Origin of the sequence: Mesorhizobium sp. M2E.F.Ca.ET.209.01.1.1 (assembly GCF_004010375.2) — a bacterium.
GTDB lineage: Bacteria > Pseudomonadota > Alphaproteobacteria > Rhizobiales > Rhizobiaceae > Mesorhizobium.
The window spans coordinates 202,581-225,173 of the sequence record NZ_SADP02000005.1 but is presented as its reverse complement, the minus strand read 5'-3'; the positions used below and the strand labels follow the sequence as shown (position 1 = coordinate 225,173).

Sequence of the window (22,593 nt, the reverse complement as noted above, 5' to 3'; positions counted from 1 at the left end):
GTGGCCCTCAGCGCCGCCGCTGTCCGGCCAGCGCGAAGATCGCGATGACGAAGACCGGGATCGCCAGCAGCGCGAATTTGGTGACGGTCAGCAAGGAGGCGAACGCCAGCGAATCGGGATTGGCCGATTGGAAATCGGACAAGAGCCGCGCGACGGCAAAGTTCTGGGCATAGTCGGCGACCGCATAGGGAAGCACCAGCACCAGCGAGAACAGTGCCTGCAACTGCACCGACATGGCGCGGAAGGTGCTGAGCCGCCGCCCGAAAACGAGGATGAGGCTGACCAGCGTCAGCGACAGCAGCGCCGGGAACAGAAGGTCGAAGGTCAGATAGTGCCAGACGATGATGATCTCGCCGCCGCGCTGGCCGAGCGCCGTGAGCCAGGCCATGCCCTCGTCGGGGGTGAAGCCGGCGACGCGGATGTCGAGCGAGGCCAGGCCGCCGCTCAAGCGCTGGAAATAGAGGAACTCCAGCGCTGTCATGGCGAGGAAGAGCGCAATCGAGGCAAGGGAAAGGGCCGCCGCGTGACGCGACAGCCGCAGCACCGCCACACTCAAATCACGCCGCAGTCCGCCCTGGCGATCGGACTGATCGGCCTCCCGATCAAATTCCGCCCGGGTAATTGGGGCTTTCGCGGGTGATCGTGACGTCATGGGCGTGGCTTTCACGAAGTCCGGCGTTGGATATGCGCACAAAGGTGGCGCGCTCGCGGAAGTCTGCAAGGTCACGCCCACCCACATAACCCATAGCGGCTTTCAGGCCGCCCGCAAGCTGGTGCAACACGCCAGCCACAGGTCCTTTGTAGGGAACCTGCCCTTCGATGCCTTCCGGAACCAGTTTCAGCGTATCGCGGACCTCGGCCTGGAAGTAGCGATCGGCCGAGCCGCGCGCCATGGCGCCGACCGAGCCCATGCCGCGGTAAGCCTTGAAGGAGCGGCCCTGGTGCAGATAGACCTCGCCTGGGCTCTCGTCGGTGCCGGCAAGCAGCGAGCCGATCATGGCCGCGCTTGCGCCCGCGGCGAGCGCCTTGGCGAGATCGCCCGAATATTTAATGCCGCCATCGGCAATGACGCTCACCCCGGCTTTGCTGGCCGTCTCTACCGCCGACATGATCGCCGACAATTGCGGGACGCCGACACCCGCAACGATTCGCGTGGTGCAGATCGAGCCCGGGCCGATGCCGACCTTGACGGCGTCGGCGCCGGCATCGATCAGCGCCTGCGTGCCATCGGCGGTGGCGACGTTGCCGGCCAGGATGCGCACGGAGTTGGAGAGCTTCTTGGCCCGCGCCACCGCATCCAGCACGCGCTGTGAGTGGCCGTGCGCGGTGTCGATGACAAGCAGGTCGACGCCGGCGTCGATCAGGCGTTCGGCGCGCTCGAAACCATCGTCGCCGACACTGGTGGCGGCGGCGGCGCGCAGCCTCCCTTGTGCGTCCTTTGTGGCATGCGGATTGAGCTGCGACTTCTCGATGTCCTTGACGGTGATCAGGCCGACGCAATTGCCGTTCCTGTCGACCACCACCAGCTTCTCGATGCGGTGCTTGTGCAGCAGGCGCTTGGCCTCGTCCTGGTCGACATTCTCCTTGACCGTGATCAGGTTCTCACGGGTCATCAGCTCGTAGACCTTCTGCGCCGGATCGGAGGCGAAGCGCACGTCGCGGTTGGTGAGGATGCCGACCAGGCGGCCGACCGTGTGGCCGCCGGTGCCGCCATTCTCCACCACCGGAATGCCGGAAATGCTGTTGGAGCGCATAAGCGCCAGCGCGTCGGCAAGCGTGGCATCCGGGCCGATGGTGACCGGGTTCACCACCATGCCGGATTCGAATTTCTTGACCTGCCGGACCTGCTCGGCCTGCTCGGCCGGCGTGAGGTTACGGTGGATGACGCCGATGCCGCCGGCCTGCGCCATCGCGATCGCCAGCCGGGCCTCTGTGACGGTGTCCATCGCCGCCGACAGGATCGGCACGTTGAGGTCGATATCGCCGGCGATGCGGGTGCGGATGTCGGTCTCACCCGGCATGACCTCGGAATGGCCGGGCTGCAAGAGCACGTCGTCGAAGGTCAGCGCCAGGGCGCCGGTGGACGTTTCGATGATTTTTCCCATGGCCAGTCCTTTTGAATGCGGAAAAGGCGCTGGACCGATTGGCCAGCGCCGACTCTCATCTTCCCTTTCAGGATTGGCGCTGGCTGGTAACACGTCCCGGGACGGAAGAAAAGCCGGTCGTTGCGCGGCGCGCCTGCTTCTTATTTGGTGCCCAGCAGGTCGTCGAGCAACTCGTGGCGCGGTGAGACAAAGGGATTGACGATGGTGACGCCGCCCCAAGTGAAGCCATGTTGCAGGTCCTCCGACAAGAGCAGCCGGCAACCCGATTGCGAGGCTGTGGACAGAATGACCGCATCCCAAATGCCGAATCGATGGTCTGCGGCCAGGTCCACGGCCATCATCATCGCCTCGGGCGCCGTTTCGGCAACTGGGAATGCATCGCGCCAGTTCAGAAGTGCGTCCCGGGCTTCTGCATGCGATCGACCTGCCTTGCGCACCAACACATTGAACAATTCGCCAAGAACCTGAACAGGAATGACCGTCCCCTCTTGCGGAACGTTAGCCAGCAGTTCGAGGACGATGTCGCGTTTTTCCGCGTCGTTCACACCTTCGGCATGGGCAAGGACATTGGTGTCGATTGCGACCTTCACCGGTCGTCCTCGTAAAGTTCGTCCCGGGTCCATTTTCCGGCGTCGACAACAGGCTGGCGCCTGAGACGCGACAGCAGCGATGCCCGCGAGCGAGAAGCCACGCCTTCGCTCTTCTCGGCGGGCACAATCCGAGCCACAGGCCGGCCATGACTGGTCACGACATAGCTCTGGCCATCCCGCACGCCACGAAGAATGAGGGAAAACTTGCGATTGGCTTCGGCAGCAGAAACGGCTTCATCCATAATTTGCACCTAGATTGTAGTTATATTCACTACAATAGTAATCGATGTCACCTTTGGCAAGCAGTTGCGATGACCACCAGTGGTGCGTTCGCGCAAAAGTGACCGCAATTTAATGCGACACTCGGGCCAAGGCGTGATAACCGCCGGGTGTGCCAGCTCGCCCCCAGCCTGGCTCCAGCTTGGTAAAGACAAATCAGGGCGTTTCCCTTTGAACCGCATCATCCCGCTCATATTGGCGGTCGCTCTTTTCATGGAGAACATGGATTCGACCGTGATCGCGACGTCGCTGCCGGCGATCGCGGTCGACATCCACACCAGCCCGATCGCGCTGAAGCTGGCGCTGACGGCCTATCTGGTGTCGCTGGCGATCTTCATTCCGATCAGCGGCTGGATGGCGGACCGGTTCGGGGCAAAGAACGTGTTCCGCGCCGCGATCGGCGTGTTCATCGCCGGCTCGGTCGCTTGCGCCTTTTCCAATTCGCTGCCGGCTTTCGTGGTGTCGCGCTTCCTGCAGGGCATAGGCGGCGCGATGATGACGCCGGTCGGCCGCCTGGTGCTGGTGCGCGCCACGCCGAAAAGCGAGCTGGTCGCGGCAATGTCCTGGCTGACCGTACCGGCGCTGGTCGGACCGCTGGTCGGCCCGCCGATCGGCGGCTTCATCACCACCTATCTGACCTGGCACTGGATCTTTCTGATCAACGTGCCGATCGGACTGCTGGGCATCTGGCTCGCCACGCGGTTCTTGCCGGAAACCGCGCCGGCCGAGACGCCGCCGCTCGACTTCCCTGGATTTGTACTCAGCGGTCTCGCAGCGTCCGGCGTCGTCTTCGGCCTTTCCGTCGTCAGCCTGCCGGCGCTGCCGCCGATGGCCGGCTTCATCACGGTGACCGTCGGGGTGATCTCCGGCGTGCTCTATCTGATGCACGCCCGCCGCGCCAAGAACCCGCTGCTGGCGCTGGAGCTGTTCCGCAACCAGGTGTTCCGATCCTCGGTGCTCGGCGGCTCGCTGTTTCGCATCGGCATCGGCGCGGTGCCGTTCCTTCTGCCGCTGATGTTCCAGATCGGTTTCGGGCTGACACCGTTCCAGTCGGGCATGATCACCTTCGTCTCGGCGATCGGCGCCATCGGCATGAAGTTCGTCACCGCGCTGCTCTTTCGGCGCGCCGGCTTCCGGCGTGTGCTGATGTGGGGCTCGCTGGTCGCGGCCGCCTCGATCGCCATCTACGGCCTGTTCACGCCCGACACGCCCTATGTGCTGATGCTGGCGATCCTTCTGGTCGGCGGCTTCATCCGCTCGATGTTCTTCACCGGCGTCAATGCGCTCTCCTATGCCGAGATCACGCCCGCCGACACCAGCAAGGCGACGCCGATCACCGCGGTTTTCCAGCAATTGTCGATCGCGCTCGGCGTGGCGCTGGCCGGCGGCATCCTCGAAGTCTCGACCTCGATCCATGGCGGGCCGCTGACGCTCAGTGACTTCCACCTCGCCTTCTTCATCGTGGCGGCAGTGTCCGCCGCGGCATCGATCACCTTCATGCGGCTGGCGCCAGAGGCCGGCAGTGCGGTGTCGGGGCATGGCAAATTGACAACGCCGAAGACGCTGGAGGCGGTGGGGACGGCGGGGAAGTAGAGCGCGGCTTCTCCTTCTCCCCTTCTTGTGGGAGAAGGAGAAGCGCTACCCCTTAAACTCCTTCGCCAGCAAATAAAGCTCCACCGATTCATCGCGCGAGGCCGGCGGCTTCACATGATGGACGGACCGAAAATTCTGCTTCAGCAGCGAAAGCAGCTCATTCTCGGCGCCGCCCTGGAAAGTCTTGGCGAGGAAATGGCCGCCGGGCTTGAGGACGTGCAACGCGAAATCGGCCGCGACTTCGCACAGATGCATGGTGCGCAGATGATCCGTGCGGCGGTGGCCGGTGGTGGGTGCTGCCATATCGGACAGCACCACATCCGGCTGGCCGCCCAGCGCCTCGGCCAGCTTTTGCGGCGCATCGGGGTCGAGGAAATCCAACTGCAGGATGACTGCGCCCGGAACCGCATCCATCTCGAGATAGTCGATGCCGACGACATGCGGATTTTCCGCCGTCGACTTCGTCCGCGCAGCCGCCACCTGGCACCAGCCGCCAGGCGCGGCGCCGAGGTCGATCACCTTCATGCCGGGCTTCAGCAAATGGTGCTTGTCGTCGATCTCGATCAGCTTGTAGGCGGCGCGGGAGCGGTAGCCATCGGCCTTGGAGCGTTGCACATAAGGATCGTTCATGTGGCGCTCGAGCCAGCGGCGCGACGATTCCTTCAGGCCGCTCTTCTTCTTGATGCGGGTCTTGAGGACGCGCAAGCTGGCCGAGCCCGGCTTTTCAGGTTTCTTCGTCATGAGCGCTCATCCTCGCGCATGATCTTTCCAAAAACCGGCTTCCACTTTGTGGGATCATGCGCGGCGCCCGCCATCGCGCCAGACGCCGTCATCGGCCATCAGCTCGCTCAGGATACCCTCGCGCAGGCCGCGATCGGCGACACGCAGCCGCTCGGATGGCCACACACCGCGGATCGCCTCCAGAATGGCGCAGCCGGCGAGCACGAGGTCGGCGCGGTCGGCGCCGATGCAGGGATTGGCGCAACGCTGCTGGAAATCCCAGCCGATCAGCCGCTCGATCATGCGATCGACGCTGTCGCGGTCCATCCACAGCCCGTCGACGCGGCGGCGGTCGTAGCGCTCGAGATCGAGATGCACGCCGGCGAGCGTCGTCACCGTGCCGGAGGTGCCGAGCAAATGGAAGTTGGGGCTGGCCAGCACATGGGCGAGCCGGTCGCGGCCGTCGAAGGCCTTCAGCCGCGAGGCCACGTCGTCGACCATGGCGGCAAAGGTATCGCGCGTCACGGTGCGGCCGCCGAAGCGCTCGGCGAGCGAGACGACGCCGACGGGCAGCGACGTCCAGGAGACGATGTGATTGGCCAGACGTGGCGAACGCCGTCCGGTCAGGTCGATCAGCGCGATTTCCGACGAGCCGCCGCCGATGTCGAACAGCACCACGCCCTGCGTGTCGCGCTCGACCAGCGAGCCGCAACCGGAAACGGCAAGGCGGGCCTCGGTCTGGCGGTCGATGATCTCGAGTTTCAGCCCGGCCTCGCGCTCGACGCGATCCAGGAACTCGACGCCGTTGGCGGCCGAGCGGCAGGCCTCGGTGGCGATCAGCCTGGCTTTCCTGATCTTGCGGTTGCGCAGCTTCTCGCCGCACACCTTCAACGCCTCGACAGCACGGTCCATCGCGGCCTGGCCGAGCCGGCCGCTCGCCGTCAGCCCCTCGCCCAGCCTGACGATGCGCGAGAAAGCGTCGATGACGCGGAATTGGCCGTGACGGCCAGGCACCGCGACCAGCAGCCGGCAATTGTTGGTGCCGAGGTCGAGCGCGGCGAAGACAGGCAATTCCTGCTGGGACGGACGTGGCGGAGACTGGAGCGGCCTTCGCTCAGCCTGCAGGGGCGGGCTCGGAGGCTGGCTTGCCGTCGTGCCGGCAGGCGCAGGCTGCGCCACGGCGCCGTTCTCGTCGCGCGCGAACACCTTGCGACCGCGCTTGCGCTTGCGGCGCTTGCGCGTCTTGCCTTTCGGCTGATCGCCATGCTGATCGGCCTGACTGGCGCCAGTTTGTCCCTGGCCGACATGTTTGGGGCCGACATGTTTGGGGCCGGCATGTCTGGGGTCGGCATGTCTTTGGTGCGCACCAGCGTGGCGGCTGAATCGCGCCTGTTGCGGGCTCGCCGACTGCGCCGGCGATGCCCCGGACATGCCCACTGCCGACGCGCCCGCGCCGGTATCGTGGTCTTCCACTTCAGTTCCTTCCGGCGCCGCGCGAACCGGGAACGGACGCAGCAGGCACCTCGATTTGTTTCAAGTTGGCAACAGAGTAGCAGTGCCGTTCGCAATCACCAAGAGCGCGGGGCTCGAATTTTGGCAGGGTCACGTTGAGGCAATGTCTTGCCGGTTGAATAGCCGGCTTCGATCAGGCATGTCTCAAATGCGGGTTCGAAGAGGTTGGGCACCATCAAAACAATGAGCTGCAACGCATGATGACGACGCCATGAATTGGAGGCGCTATATCTGGCCGGTCATAGGCATCGCGGCCGTTGCGTTCTCGCTGTGGCTGCTCATTCACGAACTGCGCGGCGTATCGCTCGACGATGTCTGGGCCGGCATCGCCGCCATCCCGCCGCGCGGCTGGGTGCTGGCGGCGCTGAGCTCGGTCGTCGCCTATGCCTCGCTCGCCGGCTACGATCACATAGCGCTTCTGCATATCGGCAAGAAAGTATCGTGGCTGTTCGTCACGCTGTGTTCCTTCACCACCTACGCGGTGTCGCACAATATCGGCGGTTCGGTGTTTTCCGGCGCGGTGATCCGCTACCGCGCCTATGGCACAAGGGGGCTGACCGGCCAGGAGATCGGCGTACTGGTGGCGATCTGCTGGTTCACCTTCATCCTGTCCAGCGTTTTCCTCGGCGGCCTCGTCCTGCTGTTCGAGCCGCAGATCATCGATCGCTTCACCGGCGCGCCGCACCATGGCGCCGCCTTCGCCGCGGGGTTGGCCATGCTCATCCTCGTCGGCGCCTATGCCTTCGGCAGCTGGCTGGGGCTGAGACCGCTGAAGATCGGCAGCTTCGAGCTCCACTACCCGGCGCTGCCGATCGTGGCGCGACAGTTGCTGATCGGGCCGGTCGAGCTGCTGGCAGCCGCCGCGATCATCTATTTTGCCTTGCCGGAGGCCGGCAATCCCGGCTATTTCGTCGTGCTGGGCGTGTTCATGGTGTCGTTCTCGATCGGGCTCCTGTCGCATGCGCCGGGCGCGCTCGGCGTGTTCGAGGTCGTGTTCCTCACCGGCCTTTCCGACATGGACCCGGTCGGCGTGCTTGCAGCACTTCTGGTGTTCCGCCTGTTCTATCTCATCATTCCGCTTCTGATCGGGCTTTGCATGGTGCTCTATTTCGAGCATTCGCAGTACAGCAAAGGCGGCGGTTGAACCCTCCCGCCCGACTCCGCGCGGAGCATCGGCAAAAAGGCTGCAATTGATCTCAGTTGCGGGCTTGACTATTTTCCGATGGCGGCTACAAGGCAGCGCTCGCGGCACATGAGCCGCTCGGCTGGCGCGACACCAGACGCGCCTGCTGGGGAATAGGTTAACGGTAGACCCACGGACTCTGACTCCGTTAGTCCTGGTTCGAATCCAGGTTCCCCAGCCAGTTTCTTCGCATCGTCGCTGGATTATTGGGAGTGCATGCCGACGCTGTCCTATCCGCACGCGCCCCAGCCGTAGGCGGCCTTCAACCGCTCATTTTGAGCCTTTCAGGGCCAAGTGCCTATGCCGTTCGAAGATCGCCAGTTTGTGCCCGTACGTCACGCCGGCCATGTATATTAGCATTCAACGATATATTAATACCTGGCGTGCAGCCTGTTCGAATCGGGAATTTCCCGATCGGCGATCCAGCACTCGGTGTGCCGAGACGCTCGACCAATGCGGAGCAAAACGCATGAGTGTCGAAACAGCATTGGCGCAGCTATTGCGCATGATCCACCGTCGCGCGCTGAATTTGGCGGAACTGCCGGACGATGAGAGAGATCCATACTACGACAGCATCCGCCGATCCTGCTGCGGAGCGGCCGAGCACATCGGTCAATCCCCCGACAACGCCGCCATCACCGCAAACAGCATGGTGGAATTTACCCGGGCGATGGTCGGTATCATCGAGGCGGGGCGCGGGTAAGCCGCACCCTGAATATGCTCGCGCCGCGCTTGGAAGGCGCGGAGAAGCGCGGTAACCGTGGATTGCAGGAAGCTCGCAAGGTGATTGCCAACCGGACACCTAGACGATCAGGCTCCCTGCGATGGTTATCTCGGACCGTCACACATATTCGACGACAGATGCCTGGTTATCGGCATCACCGGAAACCACCATCCATACACGTGCCGGACGGCAGCCCGTTCAGCGCCCCCCTGTCGGTGTTCAGGTGAACCACGAACTTGCCTTCATCCGTGGTGACCTCGCGCTGAACCGAGTGGACAAACTGCCCAGACGGCCCGCCGCCTCACGGTGGTGGGCTTTCTTTACCGGCAATATGCGCCGTCATTGCGGACCACATGTAGTTGACGTAACGCTAATGTAGGCGCAATCATTTGGGATTGTGCAGGGTTGAGGGCGTTTCGATGAAACTCGTTGTCTTTGGCGTAGCAATGGTATTGGCCGCCACCGGAGTCGCTGTTGCGAAAGAGAAGAAAAAGGTTGCGACCGCTCAGACTGCAACCTCGTGTTCTACAGCTCATATGAAGGCTGGCAGCAGCAAGCCGGTACCGAAACTGGATTGCAAATCGACAGGCACGGTAGTTGTTGCGCGCCCATCTAATCAGGCCGCAAATTTCTTGGACCATCACTTGGGGTACGCCGATCCGTGGATCCCCCCACGTGGCTATTGACGGCGGCTTCGGCCTCCGAGCTTTTCATTTCCGCCGCGAACCGATGGCCCGCCGCCGAAAGATGGCGGGCTTCCCTGCCCTTCGTCCGGCGGACGGCTTACTGAGGCGCGACCCGGACACGGATCGGCGCCCCGCTCGAGGACCTCAAGCCATCGGGCCGTTACTGGAACTCGCTCAGCGGCAAGCTGATGTCATTGCACAGATTGCTGCAGAAGCTTTGCAGGGAGGCGCGGTCTATCCCGATCTGGCGGGCACGCGCGAAAGCTTCCTTGGCCTCTTTGGTCTTGTTGGCCTTTAGATAGTCGGACGATTTGACCAGCCAAGCGGTCGTCACCAGCGAACGGCTCCAGCCGGATGGAAAAAGCGAATACGCCTTTTCTCCGTATTTGATGGCGCCGTCGATGTCACGGAAGCGGAACAGCCTCAACCCGGCATAGGTGGCATTGGCGGGGCCGGAGGTCGCGTTCACTTCCAGGTCGCGCAGGTAGATCCTGTCGGCGACATTGCGGTCTCCTCCCCAGTCATAGGTGAGCGCCAGCAAGGTGTCCTCGGGAAGATTGCGCCTCCGGTAGAGGTTCATCACGTCGACATATCGGCCCTGCGCAAAAAGCAGCTGCGCTTCGTGATAGCCGATCGACGTCGCATCGTAGCCTTTCAGGCCGGCTTCATCGAGAAGTTTGGTCATGGCCGCGACGTCGCCGAGACTGAGGGCCAGATCAAATCGGGTACCCCATATTTTCTCCGCAAGTTGCGGATCATTGCCGATCTTGTCGAGGATCACGATCGCGGATGCAGCGTAGTCCGGCCGGTATTGAGGCCTGACGCCGTCGTTGTACATATAGCCAATGGTCAGATCGAGGCGCGCGATTTCGTACCAGAGAGCATTCGACAAGGCTTGCTTGGCTTCAAGTCGTTTGGTGATCTCCGTCAGAGCATCCAGCAGTCCCGGCTGGTAGCTGTAGCCAGACAGGCATCCGTCGATGACCTCGGCGAGCTGATCCGTGTCCGGCTCGAGCGCCAGTATCTGATCGGCCAAGGCAATCGCGGCGTCGTGGCTGGTTACGCCTTGCAGGTTGGTGATCGCGAGGATGGCGCCGACCATCGCCTTGGTGTTTCCGGCCGTCTTGGGCATCGCCGTCTTCGCCCAAGTCAGCGCGTCCTGTCGGTGATCCAACCGTTCAAACATCAGGGACCAGGTGAGGTCGACCCAGGGGTTCGCGGCGTCCAGGGCAAGCGCCTTGTCGAGCTGCTTGCGCGCGCCGGCCGGATAGCCGGAATAGATATAGGTCCGCGCCGCATAGACATAGGCCGGCGGATAGGAAGGGTCGAGACGCTCCAGTTCCTCGAAGACGATGAAGAAGGATTTGCTCGACAGGGCTATCCCCATGCCGCTGGCAACCCTCATCCACTCCGCCCGGGTGGCCTCGACGCGGGCGGGAACGAAATCTGGGTGTGCATCCACGAATGCTTTGAGATCGGCCTTGATCTTGTCGGCCCTGTCGGCTGTCCAGCCATCGACCGTGCCGACCAGTTGCGTGAACTTTTGCCGGTCCGGCTCGCCGAGCTTATCCAGCCAAGGCTGCGCTGCCCGGGCAGCGCCCAATTGGGCGCCCAACATCAGAGCAGACGCCAGGAAAGATGCAGCCCAGGTTTTGACTGTCAGGAGACGCATGTCGTTCCCACCGGTTTTAACGCGGAAAGAATGCACTGTGCCCGTTAACGCCGGCGCAAACCGATTGTTCGAGTTTTACTGAGTTGTTCGCAATCGTTATTCAGCTAGCGTAGCAACTGGAACTATAGTTCATTCTAATATGCCGGTCGATTGTAGCCCGGCAGCAGGACGGAATGCTCCTTCGCTCTTCGAGTCATCCCGATGGCCGTCTCATTCAGGCTAAGCGGCGTATCAACTCGCACAGGCTTGTTGAACATAGGGAGCAGTTGCGATCGACCGGTTACAAAAAGCGCGGCCGAAACCGCGCCTTTCAATACCACACCTTCGGCGATTGTCGGCTGAAAGCAATCGAGCCCTACTCCGCCGCCTCATACCCAGCGATGCCCTTGATCTCGAGGAAATCCTCAAGACCGTACTCGGCATATTCGCGGCCATTGCCGGACTGCTTGTAGCCGCCGAAGGGCAGGCCGGCGTCCCAGGTCGGGTAGTTGATGTAGACATTGCCGGAGCGCATGCGCGCAGCTACCTGGCGCGCCTTCTCGATGTCCTTGGCCTGGATGTAGGAGGCAAGGCCGTAGACGATGTCGTTGGCCTGCTCGACCGCCCGCTCGACCGTGTCGTAAGGCATGATCGACAGCACCGGGCCGAAGATCTCCTCCCTGGCGATGCGCATGTCATGCGTGACATTGGCGAAGACGGTCGGGCGGACATAGTAGCCGCGATTGAGCTCGGCCGGGCGGCCGGGACCGCCGGCGACCAGCGTGGCGCCTTCGTCGATGCCGCTCTGGATCAATCCTTGAATTTTGTCGAACTGGATCTGGCTGACCACCGGGCCGAGCTTGGAGGCAGGCGCGTCGGCCGGGCCGACGGTGAATTTCTCCGCCGCCTTCTTCGCATAGCCGGCCGCTTCGTCGTGACGGTCACGCGGCACGAACATGCGGGTCGGCGCGTTGCAGGACTGGCCGCTGTTGCTGAAGCAGCCGGCGACGCCTTTGGTCACGGCCCGCTCCAGATCGACATCGGGGAACAGGATGTTGGCGGACTTGCCGCCAAGCTCCTGATGCACGCGCTTGACCGTGTCGGCCGCCGCCTTGGCAACCAGGATGCCGGCGCGGGTCGAGCCGGTGAAGGACATCATGTCGACATCCGGGTGGCTCGCCAAAGCCTGGCCGACGGTCGGGCCATCGCCGTTGACCAGATTGAAGACGCCCTTCGGCACGCCGGCCTCGTCGATGATCTCGGCGAAGATGATGGCGTCGAGCGGCGCGATCTCGGACGGCTTCAGCACCATAGTGCAGCCGGCGGCAAGGGCTGGTCCGACCTTGCAGGTGATCTGGTTGAGCGGCCAGTTCCATGGCGTGATCAGGCCGACGACGCCGATCGGCTCCTTGACGATGAGCGAGGAGCCTTTGATGCGGCGGAACTGGAAGGTCTTCAGCACCTCCGCCATCTTCTCCAGATGCGCCTGGCCGACCCCGACCTAACTGTCCAGCGCCATCTGGCGCGGCGCGCCCATCTCGCGCGAGACGGCGAGCGCCAGGTCCTTGCTGCGCTTCTTGTAGATCTCGATGACGCGGTTGAGGATGTCGAGCCGCTCCTCGACCGAGGTGAAGCCGAAGATGGCGAAGGCGCGCTTGGCGGCGGCCACCGCCTTGTCGACATCGGCCTTGGAGCCCAGCGAAATCTGCGCGAAGGCGTCTTCGTTCGAGGGGTCGATGACGTCGAGCGTGTTCGGCACGACCGGATCGACCCAGGCGCCGTCGATATAGAACTGCAGATCGTGTGACATGGTTTCGCTCCCTGCGGGCCGCTTTGCTCGATTGCTGTGAGATGGTCGTCATATATCGTCAGAAATAACGATGCGGCATTAGCCCTGTCAAACGCAAGCTTGAAGTGCTTGAGCCAGCGCGTCAGGCGTTGCGCCAGAGCTGGTGCCGCCGCAGCAATCCGGATGCAATGGGCTAAAGCAGCGTATGTCCAGCGTCACCCAGCAGCCGCACCGCCGCAGCTCGATCCGCGGCCTTCACCAACAGGTGGTCGCCATCGAAGGTGGACACCACGAAAATGCCCAGGCCGTTCTCCGACAGGGGCCGAATGACAGACAACACGATGCCGGCTTCGCCGAAGGCAAAAGGGCCTTCGAATTTGAAGACCACCCAGTCGCGATCCTGCCTGACGGGATCCGGAATACGCTCCTGCAGACAGGTGATGGAAAGCTCGTCCTCGGTTCTGGTGATGCTGACGAAACCCGGCCCGTCCGCCCAGTCGGGAATGCCATGTCCGGCTTCCAGCCGCGAGATCGCGTATAGGCCCGGCAGTTGCTTCAGCCTGATCCTGGCAGCCATCCCCACGCTCCGATTGCCGATCATCCCGCGATCCTCTTGCTCATATAAACGGTCGTACCGTTCATGAACGGCTCTTCCCGGTCGAGCGAATAGCCCTGTCCTTTGTAGAGCGACACGTTCGCCTCGAACGCGCCGTTGGTCAGCAAGCGAAGCTCATGGCGTCCGGCCTCGCGCGCCTTGCCCTCTACCCGCTGCAGCAGCAGCCGCCCGATCCCTTTGCCTTGCGCCTCGGCGCGACGCAGACATTCTCGATCCAGAGATGGTCGTCATGCGCGATGGTTTCGATCAGGCCGACGATGCGTTTGTCCTCGATGGCGAGGTCGAATGGATGCTCGGCGACAGCCTTGTCGTAATCGGCGCGCATCGGCAGCGGCTCGCGGCCGATTACCGGCACCCATTTGGCATAGGCGGCGCGCACGATGTCGCGGATGGCGGCGGCATCCGCCGCCTCGGCCGCCCGAAACCGGATGGAAGAATCGATGGTCATTGCAAGGCTCCAGATATGAAAAACCCCGCCGGCTGAAGTCGCGGGCGGGGCAGGAAACGACGAACCGCGTATCGGGTTTTATCGTCGCGCAATCGGCCTGCCGCTTCGCACTCAGCGAAGGCGGCGTCGCTTGGCATTGGCAGACGCGAGGGTAGGCATCGCGGCAAGCTGGAGGAGGAACCGACAAGCGTCAAGGCTCGTCCGGTGTCGGTCAATGGGCCAATGCATTGACAGGCCAACGCGTCGGCACAACGCCAATCGTTCTCAAAAATCGATCATTATAACTCGAATAATTCGTTGGAAAGATTAGTTCTGGGATGGCATTCCGACGGCGAGCGCGCCTGGAGAATTCGATTGTCTTTCCTGCCTGTCACCGCGAACGATCTTCCAAATCACCTGAACCCAGCCACTGCCGAGCGCAAGCGTCCTGCCCTGACCGCGATCTCGGCCGGCACTATGCCGGGATTGGTGCTGGTGGCGATGATCACCAGCGTCGCCTACTCGGCGCGCGGCTTCTCCGGCCTCACCCTATTCAGCCCGATGATCCTCGCCGTCGTCGCCGGCATGATCCATTCCAACGTGCTCGGCGTGCCTGCCCACGCCAGGGCCGGCATCGCCTTCTCTCAAAAGCGCCTGCTGCGCTTCGCCATCGTGCTGCTCGGCTTCCAGCTGACGCTCGGCCAGGTGGCGGGCATCGGCCTGGGCGGGGTCGGCATCGTCGCGGCCGCGCTCGGCGCCACCTTCCTGTTCACCGTTACGCTCGGCCGGTTGATCGGCGTCGACGCCAAGCTGGCGCAGCTGATTGCCGCCGGCACCTCGATCTGCGGCGCCTCGGCGATCGTCGCCACCAACATCGTCACCGACGCGCGGGATGAAGATGTCACCTATGCCGTCGCGGCGATCACGCTGTTCGGCACCATCGCCATGCTCGGCTTCCCGCTGCTGGCACCCGTGCTTGGGCTCGACCAGCATGCTTTCGGCCTGTGGGCCGGCGCCTCGATCCACGAGGTGGCGCAGGTGATCGGCGCCGGCTTCCAGAACGGCACGCTCTCCGGCGAGACCGCGACCGTCGCCAAGCTGACCCGCGTCGCCATGCTGGCGCCGATGGTGATCGCGCTCGGCCTGATGGCGCGCCGCGGCAGCACCGATGCTTCCGGCGCAAAGCCACCGATGCCCTGGTTCGTCGCGGCCTTTGTGGCCGTCGTGGCGCTGAACAGCCTGGTCGCGATCCCGGCACAGATCCATTCGGCAATTGCTTTGGCCGCGCAGATCATGTTGACCATGGGCCTCGCCGCCATGGGCCTGCAGGCCGATATTTCGGAGCTTCGCTCGCGCGGCCTGCGGCCGCTGCTGCTGGCCTTCTCGGCCTTCATCTTCATCGGCAGCTTCAGCCTGATGCTGGTGAAGTTCGCATAAGCCAGGCCGGGTCGGCCCACCTCTCAGTGTTCGTCATCATCCTCGAACTCGCACGCCGCGACATAGATCACGGCGAGCTTCTCGATGCCGGCCTGGTCCTCCTTGTCGAAGCGGCCCGGCAGCGGGCTGTCGAGGTCGAGCACGCCGAACGCGCCTTCTGCATCGCGCAACAGCACGACCAGCTCAGAACGCGAATCGGCATCGCAAGCGATGTGGCCGGGAAATTCATGCACGTCCTTGACCAGCATCGACATGTCGAGCTCGATGGCCTTGCCGCAGACGCCCTTGCCGACGGCGATACGCACGCAGGCCGGCTTGCCCTGGAAGGGGCCGAGCACCAGCTCGTCCTCGGAGGCGAGGAAATAGAAACCCGCCCAATTGAGGTCGGGCACCATCTGGTAGATCAGCGCCGCCGTGTTGGCGGCATTGGCGACGGAATCGCCCTCGCCTTCCAGCAGCGCTTTCAGTTGCGTTGCCAACTCCTTGTAGAAGGCTGGCTTATCCTTGGTGTCGATGGCGGTTGCCGCGAACATTCGTGTCGTCTCTCCGTTGCAAGCCGGCCGCGCGGCCAGCTACAGTTCACCTCTCTCTGCCACCAAAACCGCCGCCGGGAAACAGCCTATCGTGACCTCCAGCCATTCCAGAGCAATGACGGCCAGGACGATCCGCATCGCCGCCGCCATCATCCGCGACGACGGCGGCAGGCTGCTGCTGGTGCGCAAGCGCGGCACAAAAGCCTTCATGCAGGCCGGCGGCAAGATCGAGCCGGGTGAGTTGCCCGCCGCGGCCCTTGCGCGCGAATTGCGCGAGGAGTTGGGCATCGTCGTTGACGCGGGCGCTGCCTTCCATCTCGGTTCGTTTTCGGCGCCCGCCGCCAACGAGCCGGACGCCCGTGTCGAGGCCGAGCTGTTCGAGCTTTCCATCACAGACGAGCCGATCCCGGCGGCGGAGATCGAGGAGATGATCTGGCTTAACCCGGCGCTGGCGAGCGGCATGGAACTGGCGCCGCTGACTGCCGATATTGTGCTGCCGCGCTACGGCCGCCGGCCATGAATTCACGCAACATGGAAAAACAGGCGGCGGGCGGAGGAGCGCCCCTCACCTTCGCGGTGCTGGTCTTTCCCGGCTTTCCGATGATGGCGTTTTCCTCCGTCATCGAGCCGCTGCGCGCCGTCAACATCCTTGCGAAGCATGATTGCTACCGCTGGGTGATCGTCGGCGCCGATCCCGGCACGGTCGAGGCTTCGAACGGCGTCGTCATCCAGCCCGGCTTTTCCGCGGCGGACGCGCCGAAGGTCGATCGCATCGTGGTGTGCTCCGGCGGGGACGCCGACCATGTCGTGGCCGACGAGGCAACGAGCTGGATCCGCAAAAGCCTGCGCGGCGGCGCGCATATCGGCGCTGTCGCGGACGCCGCCTTTTTCCTTGCCCGCGCGGGCTTGCTCGACGGGCACGCCTGCACCTTGCACTGGACCAGCCAGGCAGCCTTCGCCGAGGCTTTTCCGGATATCGAGCTTCGGCGCGATCTCTTCGTCATCGACCGCAAGCGGTTCACCTCCGCGGGCGGCGTTGGCAGTCTCGACATGATGCTGGAGATCATCACGCGCGACTACGGCGCCGAACTCGCGGCGGGTGTGGCGGAATGGTTCGTGCACTCGCCGCTGCGGTCGAGCGTCGACCGCAAGCTGATGCCGCTCAGGCTGCGCACCGGGGTGCAGAACGAGCTGGTGCTTTCGGCCATCGCCATCATGGAAGATGCGGTGGAGGAAAGGCTTGGCATGGCCGATCTGGCGGAACGGCTGGGCGTCTCGCCCGACAAGCTCGAGCGCAATTTCCGCGCGGAACTCGATATCTCACCCAACGGCTATTACCGGCGGCTCAGGCTTAAACGGGCCGCCGACCTCTTGGCGCATTCGACGCTGATGGTGCGCGACGTGGCGCTGGCCTGCGGCTTTGCCTCGATGTCGAGTTTTGCCAGAGCCTTTCGCGAGGAGCACGGGCACGCGCCGAAGGCGATGAGGCGGCATTAGGGCGCAGTGCGCGCTGGCGCGATGGACGCTGGCGGGACAGCGCCCCCTCTGGCCTGCCGGCCATCTCCCCCACTTGGGGGGAGATCAGATATCACACCAGCTTTCGCCAATCATCGACGTCGCAGGAGCGAGCGGGGCGCCGAAGCTGGCAATCTCCCCCCTCGTGGGGGAGATGTCCGGCAGGACAGAGGGGGGCGCGAAGGATCACGGCGCTGCTCGTTCGTCGTGCGGCATCCGGCACAACAATTGCGGAATTCCGCATAAGCCCAAAACCCTGCCCAGCTATGTTCTCTCCATCAGGAGACCCCCATGAGCATCGTCGTATTCGACCCCGACAGCACCGAGGATGTGGATTTCAAGGACCGCATGCGCCACCCGGCGGCGGCCGATCCGGCCGGCGGCATGTGGTTGTCCGACACCGAGCCGTCCTTCATCGATGCGGATGCCCTTCGTAAGGGACGCCTTACCAAGCTGCGTGCCTGGATGCGCGAGGCGGGCTACGGCGGCATCGTGCTGTTCGATCCCTACAACCAGCGCTACGCCACCGGCTCGCGCAACATGTTCGGCTATTTCCTGCGCAATTCGACGCGCTACTTCTTCATCCCGACCGAAGGGCCGATCGTGCTGTTCGAATACCCGCAGAGCTACCATGTCTCGATGGTGCTCGACACGATCGACGAGGCGCGGCCGTCCAAGCTGGTCTGGTCATCCGTCTCCGGCCGTGACGACGAGACCGCCGGGCCGTTTGCCGATGAGATCACCGAGTTGCTCAAGAAGCATGGCGGCGGCTCGATGAAGCTTGGGCTCGACCGCTGCAGCCACCTGCAGGCGCTGGCCCTGGAAAAACGCGGCTGCGAGGTGAAGGATTGCCAGGGCGAGATTTTGGCCGTGCGCGCGGTGAAGACGCCGGAGGAGGTGAAATGCCTGCTGGCCTCGATGGCCGGCGCCGAGGCCGCGGTGGCTGCGGTGCGCGAGGCGATCAAACCCGGCGTTTCCGAAAACGAGCTTTTCGCCATCATGTATGGCGAGGTCATCCGCCAGGGCGGCGAGTTCATCGAGACGCGCCTGCTGACATCGGGACAGCGCACCAATCCGTGGTTCAATGAGGCGAGCGGCCGCAAGATCCGGCCGGGAGAGTTGCTGGCGCTCGATACCGACACGATCGGCTGCTACGGCTATTATTCCGACTTCTCGCGCACCTTCCGCTGCGGGCCGGGCAAGCCGACGCCTTATCAAAAATCGCTCTACCGCATGGCGCATGACCAGGTGCAGCACAATATCTCAATCGTGAAGCCCGGCATGGCCTTTCGCGAGATCGCCGAGAAGGCATGGAAGATTCCCGACCGTTTTGTGGACCAGCGCTATACGTCGGTCATGCATGGCGTCGGCATGCATGGCGAGACGCCCTTCATCGCGCATGCGATGGACTACGAGACCTACGGTCGCGACGGCATCATCGTAGCCGGCATGGTGGTGAGCGTCGAAAGCTATATCGGCGAGAAGGGCGGCCGCGAGGGCGTCAAGCTGGAGGACGAGATTCTGATTACCGAGACCGGTACGGAGCTGCTCTCGCGGTTTCCGTATGAAGACGAATTTCTTGACAAGTAGCGCCCACGTACCGACAGCACATTCCGCATGAAAACGCCCATTTCCATCCGGCGCGGCACGGTGGCCGCGGTGTTCATCGATCTCCAGGAGGAGCATCGCAGGGACAAGCGCTATCTGGTCGAGGGCTTTGCCGACACCCTCGCCAACGCCCAGCGCCTGCAGGAGGCGGCGCGGCGCAATTTCGTGCCGCTCCACCACTGGGCCTATATCGTCGACCTCGCCAAGGCGCGCCCGTTCCACCCCGTGGACGAGAGCGGCAAGTCGGCCTTCTCCGACAAGGACGATCCGCTGACGTCGATCTGCCATGAAGTGGCGCCGCAGAACGGCGAAGCCATGCTGGTCAAGCAGGAGGCTAGCGCCTTCGGCAAGAACGATTTTGCCCAAAAACTCAAGGCGTCCGGCATCGAATGGCTGGTGATTGCCGGCGTCTGGACCGAAGCCTGCATCGACGCCACGGTGAAGGACGCGGTGGCGCTTGGGTTTCGCGTGCTTTTGGTCAAGGACGCCTGCGGCAGCGCCAGTGCGGCCATGCACCAGACGGGCATCCTCAACCTCGCCAACCGGCTCTATGGCGGCGCCGTCACCAACACGCTCGACGCCTGCCGGCTGATGGCCGGCGACACGGTCAGTGTCTGGCAGGTCGAGGGTTCGGTACCGCTGCGCTTCACCTTCGAGAATGCGGCGCAACTCTACGCGGAGCTCTGACGGCAGTGGTCGGCGGACCAACCGATCCGGCGAGCCGCGGCAAATATGCCGACCGGCTCGATGCGGAGCTCTGGGACTATATCGACCGGGTCAACAGCTGGTACCCGCCGGAGATCGTTGCCGCGCCCATCGCGGAGCAGCGCGCGGTCTATGACCGGATGTGCGTGGCCTTCCATCGGGGTCGCCCAGATGGTGTGACCGCCAGCGATGGCGTCGTCGCCACGGCGGCGCATGCGATCCCGGTCCGCCGCTATCGGATGGCGGGCAAGGCGGCGGCGATCGTCGTCTATTATCATGGCGGCGGGTTCGTGCTCGGCGATCTCGACAGTCACGACGACATCTGCGCCGAGATCTGCGCCGGCACAGGGTTTGAAGTGGTCTCGGCCGATTACCGGTTGGCGCCGGAGCATCCGCATCCGGCCTCCTTCAACGATGCGCTGGCCGTGTTCGAATGGGTCGCCGCGACCAGCGCGCTGCCGATCGTGCTTTGCGGCGAAAGCGCCGGCGGCAATCTGGCCGCCGCGGTGGCGCAGGCGACACGGCGGCATCCCCGGTATGCCGTTGGCCAGATGCTGATCTATCCGGGGCTAGGCGGCGGCGAGACCGGGCGCTCCTACGTCGAGCATGCCGAGGCGCCGCTGCTTACGCTTGCCGATATCGAGTTCTATCAGCGCATTCGGTCGGCGCCCGGGCAGTCGGCGGACGACCCAACGTTCTCGCCGCTCGCGGATCGTGGCTTTTCCAGACTGCCGCCGACAGTGATCGTCACCGCCGAGTGCGACCCGCTGTCCTCGGACGGCGAGACCTATCGCGACCGGATTGTTGCCGCTGGCGGACAAGCGTGGTGGCGCGAGGAGAAGCGGCTGGTACACAGTTTTTTGCGGGCCCGCGCTACCGTGCCGCGTGCGGCGGAGGCATTTGCGAGGATTGTTGCGGATATCGGCGCGCTTGGGCGGGGCGAGTGGCCGTATTGAACGGCGCTCCCCTCACCCAGCCTCCGCTTCGCTCGGCTAACCTCTCCCAAGGGGAGAGGAGCCTGTCAGCGCCGGCGCGAACCTCTTCTCCCCTCGGGAGAAGGTGGCCGCGAAGCGCGCCGGATGAGGGGGCGAGGCCGTCTGAGTCAAGTTCCCTCTGCGGAACAACGCACAAGAACTGCGGAACACCAAACATTTCGCTGCGGAAAGCGGACCTATCATTCCTCAGCAGGCAATGGCGCCCCGGCGGTCGCATCCGCCCCCGCGCCTGGCGATTCCGGGGCGCCCAACAACAGAGGGAACGACGATGAAATTCATGCTGACCGACAGGAAACTGCACCCGCGTGCAAAGCCGATCGCCGACGACTTCAAGAAGGGCGCGATCAGCCGGCGCGAATATCTGGCGCTGATGGCCGGCTTCGGCGTCAGCGCCGCCGGCGCGATGGCGCTGGGCGGGATTACCCCCTCGCCCGCCCGGGCCGCCGAGCCGAAAAAGGGCGGTGTGCTGCGCGTCGCCATGAACGTCAAAGGCTTCAAGGATCCGCGCACCTTCGACGGCGTCGAGATGTCGAATGTCGCGCGCCAGTGCAACGAATATCTGGTGCGCTGGAACACCGACTTTTCCTTCGAGCCGTGGCTGCTGGAAAGCTGGGAAACCAGCGACGACGCCAAGACGATCACGCTGCATGTGCGCAAGGGCATCACCTGGTCGAACGGCGACACATTCAACGCCGACGACGTGATCCACAACCTCAACCGCTGGTGCGATGCCTCGGTCGCCGGCAATTCGGTCGCGGCGCGCATGGGCGCGCTGGTCAATGCCGACACCAAGAAGCCGGTCGATGGCGGCATCCAGAAGGTCGACGATTACACCGTCAAGCTCAACCTGCCCAAGCCAGACATCTCGCTGATTGCCGGCATGGCGGACTATCCGGCGCTGATCATGCACCGCTCCTATGAGGGCGATGCCGACCCGAAGAAGGCTTTGGCCATCACCACCGGCCCGTGCGAGTTGGTGAGCTGGGACGCCGAGACGGGCGCGGAGGTGAAGCGCAAGGACAAGCCCTGGTGGAAGGGCGAGTTCCATCTCGACGGCATCAAATGGGTCGATTACGGCTCCGATCCCAACGCCATGCTGTCGGCCTTCGAATCCGGCGAGATCGACACCGACCATGAGACCGCGTCGGACGCCGTCTCGCAGACCGACAAGATGGGCCTGCAGAATTCCGAGATCGCCACCGGCTCGACCATCGTGGCGCGCTTCAATGTCTCCAACGCGCCCTATGACGACGTCAAGGTGCGTCGCGCGGCCCAACTTGCCGTCGACAATGCGGCGGTGCTGAAGCTCGGTCTCGACGGTCGCGGCAAGCCCGCGGACAACCACCATGTCGGCCCCATGCATCCGGAATTCGCCGATATCGGCCCGGCCAAGCGCGATGTCGAACAGGCCAAGAAGCTGATCGCGGAAGCCGGCAAGGCCGACCATGAATATGAGCTGATCTCGGTCGACATCGAATGGCAAAAGAGCACCGCCGACGCCATCGCGGCGCAGATCCGCGAGGCGGGCCTCAAGATCAAGCGCACCGTGCTGCCGGCCGCGACCTTCTGGAACGACTGGAGCAAGTTCCCCTATTCCTGCACCGAGTGGCTCGGCCGCCCGCTCGGCGTCCAGGTGCTGGCTTTGGCCTATAAATCGGGCGCGGCCTGGAACGAAAGCGCCTATGCGAACAAGGAGTTCGACGAGCTTCTCGACAAGGCGCTTGCGACGCCGGACGCCGCGGCCCGCAAGGAGATCATGGCCAAGATCGAGACCAATTTGCGCGATAGCGGCATCATCATCCAGCCCTACTGGCGCTCGGTCTACCGCACCTATCGCAAGGGCGTGCAGGGCTGCGAACAGCATCAGGCGCTCGAGCAGCATTTCGAGAAGGTGTGGCTGGAGAGTTGATCCTCCCGGGACCGAG

Annotated in this window: 22 protein-coding genes, 1 tRNA gene and 1 pseudogene; 12 read left to right on the top strand and 12 right to left on the bottom strand. The window is 63.8% G+C overall.

The annotated features are described in order from the left end of the window. Positions 1–7: 7 nt before the first annotated feature. The 4 genes from EN852_RS12490 to EN852_RS12475 form a co-directional block, all read right to left on the bottom strand. Positions 8–556 carry a hypothetical protein gene (locus EN852_RS12490; protein WP_246694262.1) on the bottom strand — a complete coding sequence of 183 codons (549 nt, stop codon included), beginning with the start codon at positions 554–556 and terminating at the stop codon, positions 8–10. A gap of 46 nt (positions 557–602) precedes the next feature. Beyond that, the gene (guaB, locus tag EN852_RS12485) at positions 603–2,105 is read right to left on the bottom strand and encodes an IMP dehydrogenase (RefSeq protein ID WP_126082971.1); all 1,503 of its coding nucleotides are present in this window, start codon (positions 2,103–2,105) and stop codon (positions 603–605) included. 140 nt (positions 2,106–2,245) lie between these two features. After that, positions 2,246–2,695 (bottom strand): PIN domain-containing protein, encoded by a 450-nt coding sequence (locus EN852_RS12480; protein WP_127873836.1) that lies wholly within the window; start codon positions 2,693–2,695, stop codon positions 2,246–2,248. After that, complete coding sequence (locus tag EN852_RS12475; RefSeq protein ID WP_127873837.1) at positions 2,692–2,937, bottom strand: type II toxin-antitoxin system prevent-host-death family antitoxin; 246 nt, start codon at positions 2,935–2,937, stop codon at positions 2,692–2,694. Before EN852_RS12475 ends, EN852_RS12480 begins: the two co-directional genes overlap by 4 nt. 208 nt (positions 2,938–3,145) lie before the next feature. Here EN852_RS12475 and EN852_RS12470 point away from each other — a divergent pair, with 208 nt between their 5' ends. Next, positions 3,146–4,567, top strand: a complete 1,422-nt coding sequence (locus tag EN852_RS12470) for an MFS transporter (RefSeq protein WP_127873838.1) — start codon at positions 3,146–3,148, stop codon at positions 4,565–4,567. A gap of 45 nt (positions 4,568–4,612) precedes the next feature. Here the strand turns inward: EN852_RS12470 and EN852_RS12465 are convergent, their stop codons facing one another. Both EN852_RS12465 and EN852_RS12460 read right to left on the bottom strand, forming a co-directional pair. Further along, positions 4,613–5,308, bottom strand: a complete 696-nt coding sequence (locus tag EN852_RS12465; RefSeq protein WP_127873839.1) for an RlmE family RNA methyltransferase — start codon at positions 5,306–5,308, stop codon at positions 4,613–4,615. Positions 5,309–5,362: 54 nt separating this feature from the next. Next, positions 5,363–6,760, bottom strand: coding sequence for a Ppx/GppA family phosphatase (locus EN852_RS12460; protein WP_127873840.1), 1,398 nt, complete (start codon positions 6,758–6,760; stop codon positions 5,363–5,365). A 250-nt stretch (positions 6,761–7,010) separates the two neighbouring features. Between EN852_RS12460 and EN852_RS12455 the strand changes: the two genes are divergently transcribed. From EN852_RS12455 to EN852_RS41685, 4 genes are all read left to right on the top strand, one after another. Further along, a complete protein-coding gene (locus EN852_RS12455; RefSeq protein WP_127873841.1) occupies positions 7,011–7,943 on the top strand; it encodes a YbhN family protein in 933 nt (310 codons plus the stop codon). Between the two features lie 146 nt (positions 7,944–8,089). Next, positions 8,090–8,163 (top strand) — tRNA-Gln (locus EN852_RS12450). 288 nt (positions 8,164–8,451) lie between these two features. Beyond that, positions 8,452–8,685: a hypothetical protein gene (locus tag EN852_RS12445; RefSeq protein WP_127227474.1), complete on the top strand. Its 234-nt coding sequence runs from the start codon at positions 8,452–8,454 to the stop codon at positions 8,683–8,685. 440 nt (positions 8,686–9,125) lie between these two features. Continuing rightward, positions 9,126–9,392: a hypothetical protein gene (locus EN852_RS41685; RefSeq protein ID WP_127873842.1), complete on the top strand. Its 267-nt coding sequence runs from the start codon at positions 9,126–9,128 to the stop codon at positions 9,390–9,392. Positions 9,393–9,552: 160 nt separating this feature from the next. On the opposite strand, the gene EN852_RS12435 is transcribed toward EN852_RS41685, so the two are convergent. From EN852_RS12435 to EN852_RS42280, 5 genes and pseudogenes are all read right to left on the bottom strand, one after another. Further along, entirely contained in the window at positions 9,553–11,010 is a 1,458-nt protein-coding gene (locus EN852_RS12435) for a hypothetical protein (RefSeq protein WP_127873843.1), read from the bottom strand. Between the two features lie 409 nt (positions 11,011–11,419). Beyond that, positions 11,420–12,853 (bottom strand): annotated as a pseudogene (locus EN852_RS12430) (aldehyde dehydrogenase family protein). 172 nt (positions 12,854–13,025) lie between these two features. After that, positions 13,026–13,409, bottom strand: a complete 384-nt coding sequence (locus tag EN852_RS12425) for an ACT domain-containing protein (protein ID WP_127873844.1) — start codon at positions 13,407–13,409, stop codon at positions 13,026–13,028. Between the two features lie 20 nt (positions 13,410–13,429). Next, positions 13,430–13,606 (bottom strand): hypothetical protein, encoded by a 177-nt coding sequence (locus EN852_RS42285; RefSeq protein WP_245523999.1) that lies wholly within the window; start codon positions 13,604–13,606, stop codon positions 13,430–13,432. After that, entirely contained in the window at positions 13,594–13,896 is a 303-nt protein-coding gene (locus tag EN852_RS42280; protein WP_246694261.1) for a hypothetical protein, read from the bottom strand. The genes EN852_RS42285 and EN852_RS42280 overlap by 13 nt, the downstream gene beginning before the upstream one ends. A gap of 396 nt (positions 13,897–14,292) precedes the next feature. On the opposite strand from EN852_RS42280, the gene EN852_RS12415 reads away from it, so the two are divergent. Then, positions 14,293–15,312, top strand: coding sequence for a YeiH family protein (locus EN852_RS12415; RefSeq protein ID WP_246694268.1), 1,020 nt, complete (start codon positions 14,293–14,295; stop codon positions 15,310–15,312). A 23-nt stretch (positions 15,313–15,335) separates the two neighbouring features. Here the strand turns inward: EN852_RS12415 and EN852_RS12410 are convergent, their stop codons facing one another. Beyond that, positions 15,336–15,845: a GAF domain-containing protein gene (locus EN852_RS12410; RefSeq protein ID WP_127873845.1), complete on the bottom strand. Its 510-nt coding sequence runs from the start codon at positions 15,843–15,845 to the stop codon at positions 15,336–15,338. Between the two features lie 91 nt (positions 15,846–15,936). Here EN852_RS12410 and EN852_RS12405 point away from each other — a divergent pair, with 91 nt between their 5' ends. The 6 genes from EN852_RS12405 to EN852_RS12375 all read left to right on the top strand — a co-directional run bounded on the left by EN852_RS12405 (position 15,937) and on the right by EN852_RS12375 (position 22,577). Next, positions 15,937–16,365, top strand: a complete 429-nt coding sequence (locus EN852_RS12405; protein WP_348632081.1) for an NUDIX domain-containing protein — start codon at positions 15,937–15,939, stop codon at positions 16,363–16,365. After that, positions 16,362–17,342, top strand: a complete 981-nt coding sequence (locus tag EN852_RS12400; RefSeq protein ID WP_246694260.1) for a GlxA family transcriptional regulator — start codon at positions 16,362–16,364, stop codon at positions 17,340–17,342. The genes EN852_RS12405 and EN852_RS12400 overlap by 4 nt, the downstream gene beginning before the upstream one ends. A 309-nt stretch (positions 17,343–17,651) precedes the next feature. Beyond that, positions 17,652–18,950, top strand: a complete 1,299-nt coding sequence (locus tag EN852_RS12390; protein ID WP_127867948.1) for a Xaa-Pro peptidase family protein — start codon at positions 17,652–17,654, stop codon at positions 18,948–18,950. 27 nt (positions 18,951–18,977) lie between these two features. Beyond that, positions 18,978–19,655, top strand: a complete 678-nt coding sequence (locus EN852_RS12385; RefSeq protein ID WP_127873846.1) for an isochorismatase family protein — start codon at positions 18,978–18,980, stop codon at positions 19,653–19,655. A gap of 5 nt (positions 19,656–19,660) precedes the next feature. Beyond that, the gene (locus tag EN852_RS12380; RefSeq protein WP_127873847.1) at positions 19,661–20,629 is read left to right on the top strand and encodes an alpha/beta hydrolase; all 969 of its coding nucleotides are present in this window, start codon (positions 19,661–19,663) and stop codon (positions 20,627–20,629) included. 307 nt (positions 20,630–20,936) lie between these two features. After that, the gene (locus tag EN852_RS12375) at positions 20,937–22,577 is read left to right on the top strand and encodes an ABC transporter substrate-binding protein (RefSeq protein WP_127873848.1); all 1,641 of its coding nucleotides are present in this window, start codon (positions 20,937–20,939) and stop codon (positions 22,575–22,577) included. Positions 22,578–22,593 lie beyond the last annotated feature (16 nt).

What these genes read in the sequence shown, in the direction of transcription:
- EN852_RS12445 (WP_127227474.1), top strand. Translation starts at nt 8,452, where the DNA reads ATGAGTGTCGAAACAGCATTGGCGCAGCTATTGCGCATGATCCACCGT.
- guaB (WP_126082971.1), bottom strand. Translation starts at nt 2,105, where the DNA reads ATGGGAAAAATCATCGAAACGTCCACCGGCGCCCTGGCGCTGACCTTC.
- EN852_RS12455 (WP_127873841.1), top strand. Translation starts at nt 7,011, where the DNA reads ATGAATTGGAGGCGCTATATCTGGCCGGTCATAGGCATCGCGGCCGTT.
- EN852_RS42280 (WP_246694261.1), bottom strand. Translation starts at nt 13,896, where the DNA reads ATGACCATCGATTCTTCCATCCGGTTTCGGGCGGCCGAGGCGGCGGAT.
- EN852_RS12475 (WP_127873837.1), bottom strand. Translation starts at nt 2,937, where the DNA reads ATGGATGAAGCCGTTTCTGCTGCCGAAGCCAATCGCAAGTTTTCCCTC.
- EN852_RS12425 (WP_127873844.1), bottom strand. Translation starts at nt 13,409, where the DNA reads ATGGCTGCCAGGATCAGGCTGAAGCAACTGCCGGGCCTATACGCGATC.
- EN852_RS12410 (WP_127873845.1), bottom strand. Translation starts at nt 15,845, where the DNA reads ATGTTCGCGGCAACCGCCATCGACACCAAGGATAAGCCAGCCTTCTAC.
- EN852_RS12375 (WP_127873848.1), top strand. Translation starts at nt 20,937, where the DNA reads ATGAAATTCATGCTGACCGACAGGAAACTGCACCCGCGTGCAAAGCCG.
- EN852_RS41685 (WP_127873842.1), top strand. Translation starts at nt 9,126, where the DNA reads ATGAAACTCGTTGTCTTTGGCGTAGCAATGGTATTGGCCGCCACCGGA.
- EN852_RS12435 (WP_127873843.1), bottom strand. Translation starts at nt 11,010, where the DNA reads ATGTTGGGCGCCCAATTGGGCGCTGCCCGGGCAGCGCAGCCTTGGCTG.
- EN852_RS12385 (WP_127873846.1), top strand. Translation starts at nt 18,978, where the DNA reads ATGAAAACGCCCATTTCCATCCGGCGCGGCACGGTGGCCGCGGTGTTC.
- EN852_RS12390 (WP_127867948.1), top strand. Translation starts at nt 17,652, where the DNA reads ATGAGCATCGTCGTATTCGACCCCGACAGCACCGAGGATGTGGATTTC.
- EN852_RS12465 (WP_127873839.1), bottom strand. Translation starts at nt 5,308, where the DNA reads ATGACGAAGAAACCTGAAAAGCCGGGCTCGGCCAGCTTGCGCGTCCTC.
- EN852_RS12400 (WP_246694260.1), top strand. Translation starts at nt 16,362, where the DNA reads ATGAATTCACGCAACATGGAAAAACAGGCGGCGGGCGGAGGAGCGCCC.